Annotated in this window: 16 protein-coding genes; 5 read left to right on the top strand and 11 right to left on the bottom strand. The window is 71.3% G+C overall.

Going from position 1 to position 14,281, the window contains the following annotated elements:
* Position 1: 1 nt before the first annotated feature.
* On the bottom strand, positions 2 to 508 hold the full coding sequence (rimP, locus tag AB5J55_RS30835; RefSeq protein WP_369273750.1) for a ribosome maturation factor RimP: 507 nt from the start codon (positions 506 to 508) through the stop codon (positions 2 to 4).
* Positions 509 to 730: 222 nt separating this feature from the next.
* On the opposite strand from rimP, the gene AB5J55_RS30830 reads away from it, so the two are divergent.
* From AB5J55_RS30830 to AB5J55_RS30820, 3 genes are read left to right on the top strand one after another with little or no spacing between them, the layout of a single operon-like run.
* Positions 731 to 1,282 (top strand): hypothetical protein, encoded by a 552-nt coding sequence (locus AB5J55_RS30830; protein ID WP_369273749.1) that lies wholly within the window; start codon positions 731 to 733, stop codon positions 1,280 to 1,282.
* Positions 1,279 to 1,746 carry a ferritin-like domain-containing protein gene (locus AB5J55_RS30825; protein ID WP_369273748.1) on the top strand — a complete coding sequence of 156 codons (468 nt, stop codon included), beginning with the start codon at positions 1,279 to 1,281 and terminating at the stop codon, positions 1,744 to 1,746. The genes AB5J55_RS30830 and AB5J55_RS30825 overlap by 4 nt, the downstream gene beginning before the upstream one ends.
* Positions 1,747 to 1,773: 27 nt before the next feature.
* Positions 1,774 to 2,673: an aminoglycoside phosphotransferase family protein gene (locus AB5J55_RS30820; RefSeq protein ID WP_369273747.1), complete on the top strand. Its 900-nt coding sequence runs from the start codon at positions 1,774 to 1,776 to the stop codon at positions 2,671 to 2,673.
* Between the two features lie 154 nt (positions 2,674 to 2,827).
* Here AB5J55_RS30820 and AB5J55_RS30815 read toward each other — a convergent pair whose 3' ends face one another.
* From AB5J55_RS30815 to AB5J55_RS30800, 4 genes are read right to left on the bottom strand one after another with little or no spacing between them, the layout of a single operon-like run.
* Positions 2,828 to 3,403 carry a hypothetical protein gene (locus AB5J55_RS30815; protein WP_369273746.1) on the bottom strand — a complete coding sequence of 192 codons (576 nt, stop codon included), beginning with the start codon at positions 3,401 to 3,403 and terminating at the stop codon, positions 2,828 to 2,830.
* 28 nt (positions 3,404 to 3,431) lie between these two features.
* Complete coding sequence (locus tag AB5J55_RS30810) at positions 3,432 to 3,986, bottom strand: WhiB family transcriptional regulator (RefSeq protein ID WP_369273745.1); 555 nt, start codon at positions 3,984 to 3,986, stop codon at positions 3,432 to 3,434.
* Entirely contained in the window at positions 3,983 to 4,888 is a 906-nt protein-coding gene (locus AB5J55_RS30805) for a BN159_2729 family protein (protein ID WP_369273744.1), read from the bottom strand. The genes AB5J55_RS30810 and AB5J55_RS30805 overlap by 4 nt, the downstream gene beginning before the upstream one ends.
* Positions 4,885 to 5,475: a sigma-70 family RNA polymerase sigma factor gene (locus tag AB5J55_RS30800; protein WP_369273743.1), complete on the bottom strand. Its 591-nt coding sequence runs from the start codon at positions 5,473 to 5,475 to the stop codon at positions 4,885 to 4,887. Before AB5J55_RS30800 ends, AB5J55_RS30805 begins: the two co-directional genes overlap by 4 nt.
* Positions 5,476 to 5,779: 304 nt before the next feature.
* Between AB5J55_RS30800 and AB5J55_RS30795 the strand changes: the two genes are divergently transcribed.
* Both AB5J55_RS30795 and AB5J55_RS30790 read left to right on the top strand, forming a co-directional pair.
* Positions 5,780 to 6,208 (top strand): helix-turn-helix domain-containing protein, encoded by a 429-nt coding sequence (locus AB5J55_RS30795; RefSeq protein WP_369273742.1) that lies wholly within the window; start codon positions 5,780 to 5,782, stop codon positions 6,206 to 6,208.
* A gap of 189 nt (positions 6,209 to 6,397) precedes the next feature.
* Positions 6,398 to 6,643 (top strand): hypothetical protein, encoded by a 246-nt coding sequence (locus tag AB5J55_RS30790; RefSeq protein ID WP_369273741.1) that lies wholly within the window; start codon positions 6,398 to 6,400, stop codon positions 6,641 to 6,643.
* A gap of 92 nt (positions 6,644 to 6,735) precedes the next feature.
* Here AB5J55_RS30790 and AB5J55_RS30785 read toward each other — a convergent pair whose 3' ends face one another.
* From AB5J55_RS30785 to dxr, 6 genes are all read right to left on the bottom strand, one after another.
* Positions 6,736 to 8,439: a proline--tRNA ligase gene (locus tag AB5J55_RS30785; RefSeq protein WP_369273740.1), complete on the bottom strand. Its 1,704-nt coding sequence runs from the start codon at positions 8,437 to 8,439 to the stop codon at positions 6,736 to 6,738.
* A gap of 72 nt (positions 8,440 to 8,511) precedes the next feature.
* Positions 8,512 to 9,078, bottom strand: coding sequence for a GNAT family N-acetyltransferase (locus AB5J55_RS30780; RefSeq protein WP_369273739.1), 567 nt, complete (start codon positions 9,076 to 9,078; stop codon positions 8,512 to 8,514).
* A 141-nt stretch (positions 9,079 to 9,219) separates the two neighbouring features.
* Entirely contained in the window at positions 9,220 to 10,068 is an 849-nt protein-coding gene (locus AB5J55_RS30775; RefSeq protein ID WP_369273738.1) for a GNAT family N-acetyltransferase, read from the bottom strand.
* Between the two features lie 297 nt (positions 10,069 to 10,365).
* Positions 10,366 to 11,523 (bottom strand): flavodoxin-dependent (E)-4-hydroxy-3-methylbut-2-enyl-diphosphate synthase, encoded by a 1,158-nt coding sequence (gene ispG / locus AB5J55_RS30770; protein WP_328422792.1) that lies wholly within the window; start codon positions 11,521 to 11,523, stop codon positions 10,366 to 10,368.
* Between the two features lie 169 nt (positions 11,524 to 11,692).
* On the bottom strand, positions 11,693 to 12,985 hold the full coding sequence (locus tag AB5J55_RS30765) for an RIP metalloprotease (protein WP_369276343.1): 1,293 nt from the start codon (positions 12,983 to 12,985) through the stop codon (positions 11,693 to 11,695).
* Between the two features lie 8 nt (positions 12,986 to 12,993).
* Positions 12,994 to 14,250, bottom strand: coding sequence for a 1-deoxy-D-xylulose-5-phosphate reductoisomerase (dxr, locus tag AB5J55_RS30760; protein ID WP_369273737.1), 1,257 nt, complete (start codon positions 14,248 to 14,250; stop codon positions 12,994 to 12,996).
* Positions 14,251 to 14,281: the final 31 nt, after the last annotated feature.

Here is a 14,281-nt window from a genome sequence, read left to right as displayed (position 1 = left end):
GCTACGCCTCCTCTTCCTTCTCGTCCTTGCTGTCCTTGCGATTGAACTCGACCTGCACGCGCGCCTTGTCGATGTCCGCGAAGCCGAGTCTGCGGGAGGTGGCCTTGCGGCCCTTCACTCCCGGCACTTCGAGGTCGAGGCCCTCGTCGTCGACCTTCAGGATCCGGGCGACCAGCTCGCCGCCCTCGGCCAGTTGGAACTTCACCAGCCGGTCGACGGCGCGCACGTAGTGCCGGTGCTCCGTGAGGGGGCGCTCCGCGCCGGGGGTTCCGACCTCGAGGGTGTACTCCCCCTCGCCCATCGCGTCCGTCTCGTCGAGCTTCGCCGAGAGCGCACGGCTCACATCGGCGATCCGGTCCAGGTCGGCACCGGTGTCCGAGTCCACGACCACGCGCAGCACACGCTTGCGTCCGACGGAGTCCACTGCGATCTCTTCGAGGTCCAGGCCCTGAGAGCTGACGAGCGGTTCCAGTAGTTCTCGCAGCCTCTCGCTCTGGGTGGTGCTCATCCGGGTGACTCCTCGGCCGCGTGTGCTGTTGTGGGATGGGTCGCGTGTCTGGTCAAAGGGTATCGGGTCGCGAGGACTGTTGCCGTCCACCTGCGCACGAGCGGTGCCGATGAGTGGTGCCGTCCGCTTGCGCGGGTACGGTGATCACGGGCCTGCGGCCCGCTGACTTCTGTAACCGCTTCCACAGCCGCCTTCCGTACGAGTTCCCCGAGGACGTCTGCCGTGCCGTACCCCCCGCCGCCGCGCTCCCTGACGGGACCGCGCAGAAGAACCCTGCTCGCCTCGGCCGCCGGTGCCGCACTGCTGGTGGGCTGCTCGTCCGGCTCCGAGGACTCCGACGGCGGCACCAGCGGCAGCCCGTCGGTCGCCGAGCGGGCACGCGCGCGTGCGGCCGGGGACAGCGAGGGGCTGGTCGAGCGCTACGACGCGGTCCTCGCCGCCCATCCCGTGCTGGCGGAACTGCTGGGGCCGTTGCGGGCCGCGGCCGTACGGCATGCGGAGGCGTTCGGGGGTGGCCGAAAAGCGTCGGACAGCGCGTCGCCCTCCGGGTCTCCGGCATCTTCCGGATCACCGTCGCCTTCCGGGTCGCCGTCGGCCGCCGTCCCCCTCGACGAGAGGGCGGCCCTCGCCGAGCTCGCCGCCACGGAGCGGGCGCTCGCGGACCGGCGGGCCAAGGCGTTGCTGGACGTGCCGGGCGAACTGGCGCGGCTGCTGGCCTCGGTGGCCGCGGCGGGGGCCGCACACGCGTATCTGCTGAACGAGGGGGCCAAGTGACCGACTCCGGCAAGAAGGAGCAGCTGAAGGCCCTGCAGGCGGCGCTCGCCGCCGAGCACGCGGCGGTGTACGGGTACGGCGTCGTCGGCGGCCGGATCAGCCAGGAGCGGCGCTCGGAGGCGCGCGCGGCCTACGACGCGCACCGGGCGCGGCGGGACGCGCTGGCGCGCGAGGTGCGCGACCTCGGCGACGAGCCGGTCGCCGCGAGCCCCGCGTACGCGCTGCCGTTCCCGGTGTCGGACTCGCCCGCCGCCGTCCGCTTCGCCGCCGGGCTGGAGGACCGGATGGCCGGGGTGTACTCCGACCTGGTGCGGGCGGCCGAGGGTGAGCTGCGGGGTACTGCGGCCGAGGCGCTGCGGGAGGCGGCGGTGCGGGCGGTGCGCTGGCGGGGCGAGAGCGTAGCCTTCCCTGGGCTCGCCGAGCGGGCGGCCACGACGTCCCCCTCGCCGACGCCCTCGGCATGACCGGCATCTGAAGGGAACTACTCGCGCATGGCTTTCGAACCGCCGCCGCGTCTGGTCAAGGCGCTCGGTGAGACGGCACCGGACGGTGACGACTGGTTGGTGAAGCTGCCGGAGGCGGCCCACCAGGCCGTCGCGCTACGCGAGTTGACCGTTGAGCGGGTGCAGATGCCGGGTGGGCGCAGCAGCCTGGTGGTGCTGGTGCGGCGCGCCGACGGGACCCCGGCTGTGCTGAAGCTGGCCCCGCCGCGGGCACGTCCGCAGAGCGAGCGGGCGGCGCTGGCGCACTGGGGCGGGGTGGGCTCCGTGCAGCTGCTCGACGAGCCCCCTGTCGAGGGTGTGCTGTTGCTGGAGCGGCTGCATCCGGATGTGTCGGTGCGCTCGTTGCCCGAGGCGAAGGCGCTGCTGGAGGCAGCCGGGGCGCTGCGGCGGCTGTGGGTCGAGCCGCCCGGCGACCACCCCTTCGAGACCGTTGCCGAACGGACCGGCAGGCAGGCCGACGCGATGCGGGCGACCGCGGCGGTGGATGCCGAGGTGACCCCGCTGGTCGACGCCGCGCTCGCCGCGCGCGAGGAGTTGCTGGCCGCGCCGCCCGAGCGGCGGTTGCTGCACGGGACGTTCCGGCAGAGCAAGGTGCTGGCCGGGGAGCGGATGCCGTGGCTGGCGGTGGGGCCGGATCCGGTGGTCGGTGAGTGCGCGTTCGATCTGGCGCGGTTGGTGCGGGACCGGGTGGAGGATCTGATCGCCTCGCCGTCGGGTGCGTCGACGACTCGGCGACGGGTCAAGCGGCTTGCGGAGTCGCTGGACGTGGACCAGGAGCGGTTGCGGGGCTGGACGTTGTTCCGGGCCGTGGAGTCGGGGGCGCGGGCGCGGCGGGTCGGGCGGGCCCAGGACGCGGAGCTGTTGCTGGAGTTCGCCGGCTGGCTGTAGCGGCCCCGTACCCGGCGGCGCCGGGTGCCATGGGCGGGGCCACGCCCCCCTGCCATGGTCGGAGCAGAGGGGCGTGGTGGATCCGATCGACTTGCCTCCCGAGCCTGCCGACCGGAGTCTTCGCGGGGGCACCGGGACGGCCGTCCGGGCGCCTTCAGTGCTCGCCGGGCCGCAGAGGCATCACCTCCGCCCATGTCTCGGCCGTGGCGCCCGACAGGATCCCCTCCATCGCCAGCAGCCGGGTGTGCCGGCGGATGTGGGCCGTCCGGTCCGGGGGCGCGGGACCGTCACCGGTGGCCGGATGCCCGTACGGGACATGTGCGAACAGCGGCACGTCGGCCGGTGACAGCCGCCAGGACAACTGCCGCCCCCCGGCCTCGATACGAAGCAGGTGGGCGCCGTCCGGTCCGCAGCCGACGTCGGGCGTGAGGACGGCGGTCGCTGGGTGCAGCGCCGCCAGCCAGGCCAGGAGATGGGCGCATTCGCGCCGGGCATCGGCCAACTCCCGCTCGTAGGAGCCGGCGTGCCGCTGCCAGCGCTCGCGTTCCTGCCGGCAGTCGTCCAGGTCGCGCCCGAGGCGGTGGCGCGGTCCGGTCCTGCGCATGAGGGGCTTGCCGTGGCACCGCAGGACTCGGAGCAGGGCGGCAGCCGTGCGGCCGAGTGGTCCCGGGCCGCGGGTGTGGCCGGTACCGGGCTCGTCGGGCAGGGGATCCGGCGGGGACGAGGGCATGAAGTACTCCAGTCGCGGTGAGGGGGTGTCAGCTCGGGTCGCCGGACGACCCGGCTCGGTGTCGGACTCGGGCGCTCTCGCGCTGGTCGCGAGTGGAGCCGGTACGGCGATAGCGGCCGGCCTCCCGGGCGTTGGCGGCGCGGCACGCCTCGTCGACGGGTTCGCCCCGGCGCAGGTGCCGCTGGTAGGCGGCGCGGGTGCCGCAGGGGGCGCGCCGGGTGCGCGGGGGCCCGTCCGGGGCGAGAAGTACGGCGCGATCGGCCGGCTCACCGGTCGGCGGTGCCTGACGGCGCGGCAGGTTCGCGGTGCGCTCCAGGTCATGGCGTTGAGGGCCGGTCAGCCCGGCCACGACGCCCTGGCGACGGCAGCGGGGAAGGCCCCTCTCCCGTTGCAGCACGGCGGCCCGGCACGGGTCGAGCACGGGACAGACCGTGCAGATCGCGACGGCCGTCGGCCAGGAACTGCGCGAGAACCACAGGTCCGCGTCCCGCTCCCCGCATGCTGCCCTCGCCTCCCAGACCCGCGAGCCGCCGTCCTCCCCCGCCTCGCCGCGGGTCCACGGACCCGCCCCACCGCGCGTCATACGACCGGCCCGATCGGGCCGCACACCGATCCGGACGGCACTGCCGGCGAGGGAGCCGGCGGGGGTAACGCCCGGCCTGCGTCCTGTGAGCCGGACCGGACCGGTGACAACGGCCCCAGATGAATCGCCACGTTGGCGAGGGAGCATCGCTCGGGCCGGCCGTCCAGGGACATCAGGGGCATCCCGTCATGGCTCCGGCAGCCCTGGAAGTACCAGACGTCACCCTGCGCGTCGCGCTGCGGAAACGCCAGGTCGTAGGTGAGGCCGCCGAACCGGAAGAGACGCGTGTGCGGTCCGGGCGCGGAGGAGGCGGGGGCCGCCGGCGGGGGTGCCTCGGACGGCGCCGCCGATGGGGCTGCCGCAGAAGTGGACGCCACCGAGGACGGGCCTGCGGCGGACGCGGGAGCCGTGGACGGAGATACCGAGGTGGCGCCGTGGGCCACCGCAGTCACCCGGACGCCGCCCCGCTCCCCCTCGCCGACCACCGTGTGCGGGCGGGCGCCCGCTCCGACGGCCGTAATGCCCAGGTAAGCGCGCCAGCGGGCCCATGAGAGGGGGCCGTCGACGCGGAGCACGACCCGCACCCGGTCGCCGTCCACGTGGACGCCGGAGGGACCTGCGTGCCCGGCCAGCCGACGTTCGATGGCGTGCGCGACGGAGCGTGCCCGCGCGCAGGAGGCGTCCCAGGCCAGGGCCTTGCGCTCCAGCTCGGTGAGCGGGTGGGCCGCCGGCGACCAGCCGCCGTCCGACGTCCGATGCAGTACGACGCCGAAGGAGCGCCCCGGATCGACGAGGAGACGGGCGGTGTCGAGCGCGTGCGCGACCGCGGTCGCCCGGTCGGCCCCGGGGGACTCCAGTGCCGCACGGATCACGCCCACGGCGTGCGGGAAGTTGCTGTTCACACGGACACCGCCCCGAGCGGCCGGCGCAGCTTGCGCAGGGCGCGGTAGGTCAGCGTCTTGACCGCACCGACGCTCCGGCCCATCGCCAACGCCGTCTCCTGCGGCGTCAGTTCGTGGAGGAAACGAAGCTGCACGCAGTGCCGCTGCTGGGCGTTGAGGGTGTGCAGGGCGGTACGGACCGCCTCGTGGGCCTCGACGGCCTCGAGCGCGCGAAGAGCGAGCGCCTCCGCGTCCCGGCCGGTCTCCCCGGGATCGTCGAACTCGGCGACCGGGGTCTCCAACCGGGTGCGGCCACGGCCCAGTTCGTCGAGGTAGAGGTTCTTCGCGATGGTGGTCAGCCAGGCGGCGAAGGCCGTGCCCTGCCAGGTGAAGGCGTCGATGCGCCGTAAGGCGCGGGTGAACACCTCCTGGGTCAGGTCCTCGGCCAGATGCCTGTTGTGCGTGCGGACCAGCAGGAACCTGTACACCACCCGGTAGTGCTGGTGGTACAGAGCCGCGAACGCCTCCCGGTCACCCGTGCGGGCCCGGGCGACGAGCTCGGGTTCCGGGTCGCCCGGAGCGGTGATGACGTTGTCCGGTAGGGACACGATCGGTTCTCCCGTCGAGTCGTTTCTCTCGAATCTTCAATATTCATGTAGATGTAGATTCTTCGGGCGCACGGCGACGGTCCGCGCCAGGAGCCGCGATCCACATCAGAGGCATCTACAGTCTTCATGTAGATGCAGATAGTGTCAAGATACCTACGGAGCGTAAAGAAGCGCGGGGTCGGCGGTGGCCGGGGGCGTACGGTTGCGCGGTCGCCCACACAATGCTCCCGTGCGCTCCCGACGCCCTCAGGAGCGATCTGCGATCTACTTGCGCTTGTAGATATTGATGCCGGATCCTCGATGCGTGACGATCCAGCAGAGCAGTCAAGGAGACCCAGACCCGGATCCCGGCCAGGATCCCCCTCGCCAGGACGAAGACCTGGCGGCTCTGCTCGAACGTCTCCTGGCCCAGGTGCCCGACAGGACACAGAAGGACCTGGCTGCCGAGGCCGGCATCTCCTACCCGACGCTGAACGCCTGGATGAACCGCACCCGCGGCACCTCACGCATCGATCCGGAGAAGCTGCGGGCCATGGTCGAGGTGTTCCGGCGCTGGGGCGTACGGACGACACCGAGGGAGTTCTTCGAGGCGGTCGGCCGCCCTGTGCCGGGACCCAGCGGGGACGAGCGTGAGGCCCGACTCCTCAAGCTTTACCGGCAATTGCCGGAGGCACGTCAACGTGCGCTGCTGAAGGACGCCGAGGCGATGCTTCAGGTCAGCCGCATCGGCTGAGGTCAGGGGCTCGTTTTCGGCCACCTGGTCGGCCCGCGGGCGCGTGCCGGGTGGGGCGGGCGCTTCCGGTGCGACGGGAGAATATGACGAAACTCCGCACGCACCCGACCGCCGTCGGTACCATCAAACAGCCGCTGACCTCCCGGAGCGGATCACTCCGTGCCGTAGTGCATCCCTGGGGAGACAGTTGTGTGCGTCCACATTTCCGTGACGGACGGTCTGGCGAGCATCGCAGTCTGGGACCCGGACGAGGTCAGCATCCGCGTCGCCAGAGGTGCCCCGGCGCGAGACGTGCTCCGGGAAGTCGCGGACATCCTCCTGATCGACCTGGGTGCCCCCGGCTCACGCGTCGGGCCCCTGCGCTGCTTCTGCGGCATGCACGTCGATCTTCCGCATGAACTCCTCCCCCGCGTGCTCACGGCCGAGGCCGGCTGAACCGGCTTCGCGACCTGAAAAGCAGGACCGCCCCCCGCCGTGTGACGCTGTGTCGCACGACGAAGGACGGTCGGGGGTTCTGCCGGGTCGCGTTACGCCGTCAGGCGCGCGATCGCCTCGTCCACCGTCAGCTCCTCGCGCTCACCCGTCCTGCGGTCCTTGAGCTCGACGACGCCCTCGGCGGCGCGCCGCCCGGCGACCAGGATCTGCGGTACACCGATCAGTTCCGAGTCCGTGAACTTGACGCCCGGCGAGACACCCGCACGGTCGTCGCACAGGACGCGCAGGCCGGCCGCGGACAGCTTCTCGGAGACGTCGAGGGCGAGTTCGGTCTGCAGGGCCTTGCCGGCGGCGACCACGTGCACGTCGGCCGGGGCGACCTCGGCGGGCCAGCACAGGCCCTTGTCGTCGGCGGTCTGCTCGGCGAGGGCCGCGACGGCGCGGGATACGCCGATGCCGTAGGAGCCCATGGTCACGCGGACCGGCTTGCCGTTCTGGCCGAGGACGTCGAGCTTCAGCGCATCCGCGTACTTGCGGCCCAGCTGGAAGATGTGGCCGATCTCGATGGCGCGGTCCAGCTTGAGGCCGGTGCCGCACTTCGGGCACGGGTCGCCCTCCTGGACGACCACGACGTCGACGTACTCGTCGACCTCGAAGTCACGGCCCGCGACGACGTTCTTCGCGTGCGTGCCCTCCTTGTTGGCGCCGGTGATCCAGGAGGTGCCGGGGGCCACGCGCGGGTCGGCGAGGTACTTGACCTTCTCGCCCAGGCCCTGCGGGCCGACGTAGCCGCGGACCAGGTCCGGGCGCCCCGCGAAGTCCGCCTCGGTGACCATCTCGACGACCGCGGGGGCGAAGTGCGCCTCGACCTTGTCCATGTCGACCTCGCGGTGACCGGGCACGCCGACCGCGACGATCTCGCCGTCGACCTTGACGAGGAGGTTCTTGAGCGTGGCCGACGCCTGGACGCCGAGGTGGGCGGCGAGGGTCTCGATGGTGGGGGTGTCGGGGGTCGGGATCTCTTCGAGGGCGGGCACGTCGCCGGCGTCCACCGACTTCAGCTCGTACGTGATCGCCTCGGTGTTCGCCGCGAAGTCGCAGTTCGGACAGTCGGCGAAGGTGTCCTCGCCGGCCTCGGCCGGGGCGAGGAACTCCTCGGACTTCGAGCCGCCCATGGCGCCCGCGGTGGCGGCGCAGATGCGGTAGTCGAGGCCGAGACGCTCGAAGACGCGCTGGTAGGCCTGGCGGTGCAGGGCGTAGGACTGGCCGAGGCCCTCGTCGTCGGTGTCGAAGGAGTAGGAGTCCTTCATCAGGAACTCACGGCCGCGCAGGATGCCGGCCCGCGGGCGGGCCTCGTCGCGGTACTTGTGCTGGATCTGGTAGAGGATGACCGGCAGGTCCTTGTAGGAGGACGCCTGGTCCTTCACCAGCAGGGTGAAGATCTCCTCGTGGGTCGGACCGAGCAGGTAGTCGCCGCCCTTGCGGTCCTTGAGGCGGAACAGCTCCTGGCCGTACTCGTCCCAGCGGCCCGTCGCGTCGTACGGCTCACGCGGCAGCAGCGCGGGGAGCAGCACTTCCTGGGCGCCGATGGCGTCCATCTCCTCGCGGACGATGCGCTCCACGTTGGCGAGGACCCGCTTGCCGAGGGGCAGCCACGACCAGATGCCGGCCGCGGTGCGGCGGACGTAGCCGGCGCGGACGAGCAGCTTGTGACTGAGGACCTCGGCGTCCGCCGGGTCGTCGCGCAGCGTCTTCGCCATCAACTGGGACATGCGCTGGACCGGTGCGTTCGCCATGGTTTCCGTACTCCTGCTGCGTAAGGGTTATGGCAGGAGGTTAGCCGGGCGGGACGGGGCGGTGGAAATCGGTTAGCGGTGGCGGAGCGGGAGCGGGGCGCCCATCACGGCGTACGGCTTCGGGGCGCTCGGGAAGAGGACCTGGCGGGCGAGGTCCTGATAGCCGAGGGAGCGGTAGAGGCCGCGGGCCGGGCTTTCCACGTCGATCGCCGACAGGATCGAGCGGGGTTCGGCGGCGCCGTCCGTGATCCTGGTGATCAGGGAACGGCCGACGCCGCGGTTCTGGTAGCCCGGGTGGACGTGGAGTTCCGTGATGACGAAGGAGTGGTCGAGCCAGTCGTCGCAGCCCTGGGCCCGGAGGTAGGGCTCCACGATCGTGGACCACCAGTGGGTGCGGTCGTTCGGCATGCCGTAGACGAATCCGATGAGGCGCCCGCCGCTGGTGGCGCCGAGGGCCCTTGCGCCCGGGTAGGTCATGTGGCGCAGGACGATCTGGCGGCGTACGGCCACCTCGTCGGGACCGAGGCCGAACGCCACGGCTTGGACTGCGAGGGCCTCGTCGACGTGGGTGGCGAGGTCCAGGGGGCCGATCACGATGTCGTCTGGTTGGCGGCGGTGTGCGTGACCGGGAAGGCGCATGTGGGGAGCCTACAGGGGGGTTCGCGCTGAATTCCGGGTGCGGCATCCGTGGTTGCTCGCGCCCACGCGGCGGAGCCGCACATCGATAGGGCCCCGCGCCCCCAAGGGCGTTGTCGCGCCGTTGCTCGGACGCAAAGGCCCTCAGAACAGGACGCTCATGAACGCGCCGGTCTCCTGGAAGCCCACCCTGTGGTACGTCCGTCGCGCCGCCGTGTTGAAGTCGTTCACGTAGAGGCTCACCACCGGGGCGACGTCCGCCAGGGCGTAGCGCAGTACCGCCGCCATGCCGGGGGCCGCCAGGCCCTGGCCCCGGTACTCGGGGGCCACCCAGACGCCCTGGATCTGGCAGGCCCTGCTCGTCGCGGCGCCGATCTCGGCCTTGAAGACGACCTTGCCGTTGTGGTCGAGGCGGGCGAAGGAACGGCCGGAGCCGACGAGTTCGGCGACCCGGGCCTGGTAGAGGAGGCCGCCGTCGCCGGCCAGCGGGGAGACGCCGACCTCCTCGGTGAACATCGCCACGCACGCCGGCATGATCGTCTCCATCTCGTCCTTGCGGATGCGGCGGACGTACGGATCCGGAGCGATGTCGGTCGGCAAGCGGTCGGTGACCATCAGGGGCTGGTGGGCGCGGACGTCACGGGCCGGACCCCAGCTGGGTTCCAGCAGGCGCCAGAGCTGGGCGGTGGAGTCGGCGGGGCCGACGATGGAGGAGCAGCGGCGGCCTGCCCGCCGGGCCCGGTCGGCGAACGCCCGTACCGCTCGTGGACCCGCGCAGATCGGGACGAGGTTGGCGCCCGCGTAGCACAGGGAGGTGAGCATGCCGCCCTCGTACCAGCCCCACATCTCGCCGCCGAGGCGCCACGGGTCGAGGCCGGCGATCTGGACGCGGGACGTCACGAAGGCGTTCGTGACCGGCTCGCGGTCGAGTACGGCGAGCGCGGCGTCCAGGTCGCTCGGTTCGAGCACCCGTGAGGTGGTCTGGGTCAACACGTACGGGGCCTCACGCTGGGGTTCTGCTGGTCCCCGCACTGTACCTGCGGAAGCTTTGACGCGCCGCCGCTTGGCTGCGCCGCTGGGCCGGGCGCCTATGAGCTCGGGGCGCTGGGGAGAATGGCGACTGCGGGTGGGTGGGGGCTGGCCGCGCAGTTCCCCGCGCCCCTGGGGCCCGCGGCCCCCCAAAGCCGTCCGGCGTTTGAGGACGAGGCCCGTTCAGGGCCGAAGCGGGGGTCTGGAGGCCGCAGGCCCTCAGGGACGGGACGCGTAGGGGCGGCGGGGGCGAGAAACCTCTCAGCCCGCCACCGCCACCGACGGCTCGCCGCTGGCCACGCCGTCCGCCTCCATCTGTTCGGCCAGCTTCATGGCCTCCTCGATGAGGGTCTCGACGATCTTGGACTCGGGGACGGTCTTGATGACCTCGCCCTTGACGAAGATCTGGCCCTTGCCGTTGCCGGAGGCGACACCGAGGTCGGCCTCGCGGGCCTCGCCGGGGCCGTTCACGACGCAGCCCATGACGGCTACGCGGAGCGGAACCTCCATGCCCGTGAGGCCTGCCGTGACCTCCTCGGCGAGCTTGTAGACGTCGACCTGGGCGCGGCCGCAGGACGGGCAGGAGACGATCTCCAGGCCGCGCTGCCTGAGGTTCAGGGACTCCAGGATCTGGTTGCCGACCTTGACCTCCTCGACCGGCGGGGCCGAGAGGGACACGCGGATGGTGTCGCCGATGCCCTGGGAGAGCAGGGCGCCGAAGGCCACGGCCGACTTGATCGTGCCCTGGAAGGCCGGGCCCGCCTCCGTCACACCGAGGTGGAGGGGGTAGTCGCACTGGGCGGCCAGCTGCCGGTAGGCCTCGACCATCACGACCGGGTCGTTGTGCTTGACCGAGATCTTGATGTCGCGGAAGTCGTGCTCCTCGAAGAGGGACGCCTCCCACAGGGCCGACTCGGCGAGCGCCTCGGGCGTGGCCTTGCCGTACTTCTGGAGCAGACGGCGGTCCAGCGAGCCGGCGTTGACGCCGATGCGGATCGGGGTGCCGTGGTCCTTCGCGGCCCGCGCGATCTCCTTGACCTTGTCGTCGAACTGCTTGATGTTGCCCGGGTTCACACGGACCGCCGCACAGCCGGCCTCGATCGCCGCGAACACGTACTTCGGCTGGAAGTGGATGTCCGCGATCACCGGGATCTGGGACTTGCGGGCGATCGTCGCGAGGGCGTCGGCGTCGTCCTGCGTCGGGCAGGCCACGCGCACGATCTGGCAGCCGGAGGCCGTGAGCTCCGCGATCTGCTGGAGAGTGGCGCCGATGTCGGACGTACGCGTCGTCGTCATCGACTGGACCGAGACCGGCGCGTCTCCGCCGACCGCCACGGTGCCGACCTGGATCTGGCGGCTCCGCCGGCGCTCGGCGAGCCTGGTCGGAACGGACGGCATGCCGAGAGAAATCGCAGTCATCTGCTGTGCAACCCCAAGTCGTGGATCAAGATCCGGTCCCGTCAGCAGCGGGCTCCAGGCTTCGAGATTACGGCACGAGGGCTCAACCCAGCACATCACAGCCCGTAAACCCACTCAATGGAAGGCGGCCCGGGACATACGATCCCGGGCCGCCTCGAACTCCATGTGACTAGGAGATTCTGACTGGGTTAACCACGTCCGCCACCAGCACGAGCAGCGTGAAGCAGACGAAGATCCCGGCCACCACGTAGGCCACCGGCATCAGCTTCGCCACATCGAACGGACCGGGATCGGGGCGGCGCAGCACCTTCGCCGTGTTGCGGCGCAGCGACTCCCACAGGGCGCCCGCGATATGGCCGCCGTCGAGCGGCAGCAGCGGGAGCATGTTGAAGAGGAAGAGGGAGAGGTTGAAGCCGGCCAGGAGGAAGACGAACGTGGCCAACTGCTGCGAGGCCGGGATGTCCAGCGTCGCGATCTCACCGCTCACCCTCGCCGCGCCCACGATGCCCATCGGGGAGTCCGGTTCGCGCTCGCCGTCGCCGAAGGCGGCGTCCCACAGGGCGGGGACCTTGGAGGGCAGGGCGATGAGGGAGTCGACGGCCTCGCCGACCCGGTCGCTCATCCAGGTCACCGAGTCGCCGAAGTCCTGTTTGACGACGCCGGTGGCGGCGCTGAAGCCGAGGAAGCCGGCTTGGACGTAGTCGTCCTTGACGTAGGCCCCGCTCGCGTCCTTCTTCACGACCCAGTTGGTGGCGATCTTCGCGTGCAGTGTCAGTTCCTCGCCCTTGCGGTCGACGACGATCGGGACGTCCTTGCCGGCGCTTTCGCGGATGAGGTCGGAGAGGGCGTTCCAGTCCTCGGTCCGTACCCCGCCGAAGGAGACGATCTTGTCGCCGGCCTTCATGCCGGCCGCCGCGGCCGGGGACTTGTCGTCGGACGCCTTGCAGTCCTCGCGCTTCTCGGTCTGCGCGATGACGCACTGGGAGACCGAGCTGACCGTGGTCGTCTGCTGCTGGATGCCGAAGCCCATCAGCACGGTGAGGAACAGCGCCACCGCGAGGATGAGGTTCATGAAGGGGCCCGCGAACATCACGATGACCCGCTTCCACGGCTTGCGCGTGTAGAAGAGGCGGGTCTCGTCACCCGGCTTGAGCTCCTCGAACGCGGCCGAGCGGGCGTCCTCGATCATGCCGCGCCAGGGGGATGTGGAGCGGGCCTCCAGGCGGCCGTCCGGTCCCGGCGGGAACATGCCGATCATGCGGATGTAGCCACCGAACGGGATCGCCTTGATGCCGTACTCGGTTTCGCCCTTGTTCCGCGACCAGATGGTGGGGCCGAAGCCGACCATGTACTGCGGCACGCGGATGCCGAACAGCTTGGCCGTGGACAGGTGGCCCAGCTCGTGCCAGGCGATCGAGGCGAGCAGCCCGACCGCGAACAGCACTATGCCGAGGATGAACATCAGGGTCGTCATGCACGGGCCTCCGCCGTGTGTGCCGCCAGTTCCTGTGCCCGCCTGCGGGCCCAGGTCTCCGCTTCGAGGACGTCCGCGACGGTGAGCGAAGTTCCCCCGCGCGGGGTGCCGTGCTCCTCCACCACCCGGGTCACGGTCTCCATGATCCCGTTGAACGGCAGTGCGCCGGCCCGGAAGGCCTCCACGCACTCCTCGTTTGCCGCATTGAACACCGCCGGTGCCGTGCCCGCGAGCTCGCCCACGTGACGCGCCAGGTTGACCGAGGGGAACGCGTCGTTGTCGAGCGGGAAGAACTCCCACGTCGACGCCTTGCTCCAGTCGAACGTCGGCGCGGCGTCCGGGATGCGCTCCGGCCAGCCGAGGCCGATGGCGATCGGCCCGCGCATGTCGGGGGGCGTCGCCTGCGCGATCGTGGAACCGTCGGTGAACTCAACCATCGAGTGAACATACGACTGGGGATGCACGACCACCTCAATGCGGTCGAAGGAAATGTCGTAGAGGAGGTGCGCCTCGATGACCTCCAGGCCCTTGTTGACGAGGGTCGCGGAGTTGATCGTGATGACCGGGCCCATGGCCCAGGTGGGGTGGGCGAGGGCGTCCTCCACGGTCACTTGGGCCAGATCCGCCTTCGAACGGCCCCGGAACGGCCCCCCGGACGCCGTGACGACCAGCTTCCGTACGTCTGCCCTCGTCCCGGACGCCAGCGCCTGGAACAGGGCCGCGTGCTCGGAGTCGACCGGGATGATCTGCCCGGGTTTGGCGAGCGCCTTGACCAGCGGGCCGCCGACGATCAGGGACTCCTTGTTGGCGAGCGCGAGCGTGCGGCCCGCCTCCAGGGCGGCGAGGGTGGGGGCGAGGCCGATGGAGCCGGTGATGCCGTTCAGGACGGTGTGGCAGTCGGATGCGGCGACCTGGGTGGCCGCCTCCGGTCCCGCGAGGATCTCGGGGAGCGGCTCCCCCGTGCCGTACTGGGCCTTCAGGGCCTCGCGCAGCGCCGGTACGACGTCCTCGCGGGCGACCGCGACGGTCCGCGCCTTCAGCCGGTACGCCTGCTCGGCGAGGAGGGCGACCCGGCCGCCGTTGGCGGACAGGGCGGTGACCCGGAACCGGTCGGGGTTGCGCAGCACGAGGTCGATGGCCTGGGTGCCGATCGAGCCGGTGGAGCCGAGGATCACCACGTCCTTGGGGCCGTCGCCCGCTACGGGGTCGTAGACCAGATGCGGGTCGGCGAGTGGGGCTGGACTGTCGCTCATTCCCCCATTGTGGCCGGACGGACTGACAGGG

It is taken from the genome of Streptomyces sp. R11 (assembly GCF_041051905.1).
Taxonomy (GTDB): Bacteria; Actinomycetota; Actinomycetes; order Streptomycetales; family Streptomycetaceae; genus Streptomyces.
Note: the sequence above shows the minus strand (reverse complement) of the source record. Positions and strands in the feature narration are given on the sequence as shown.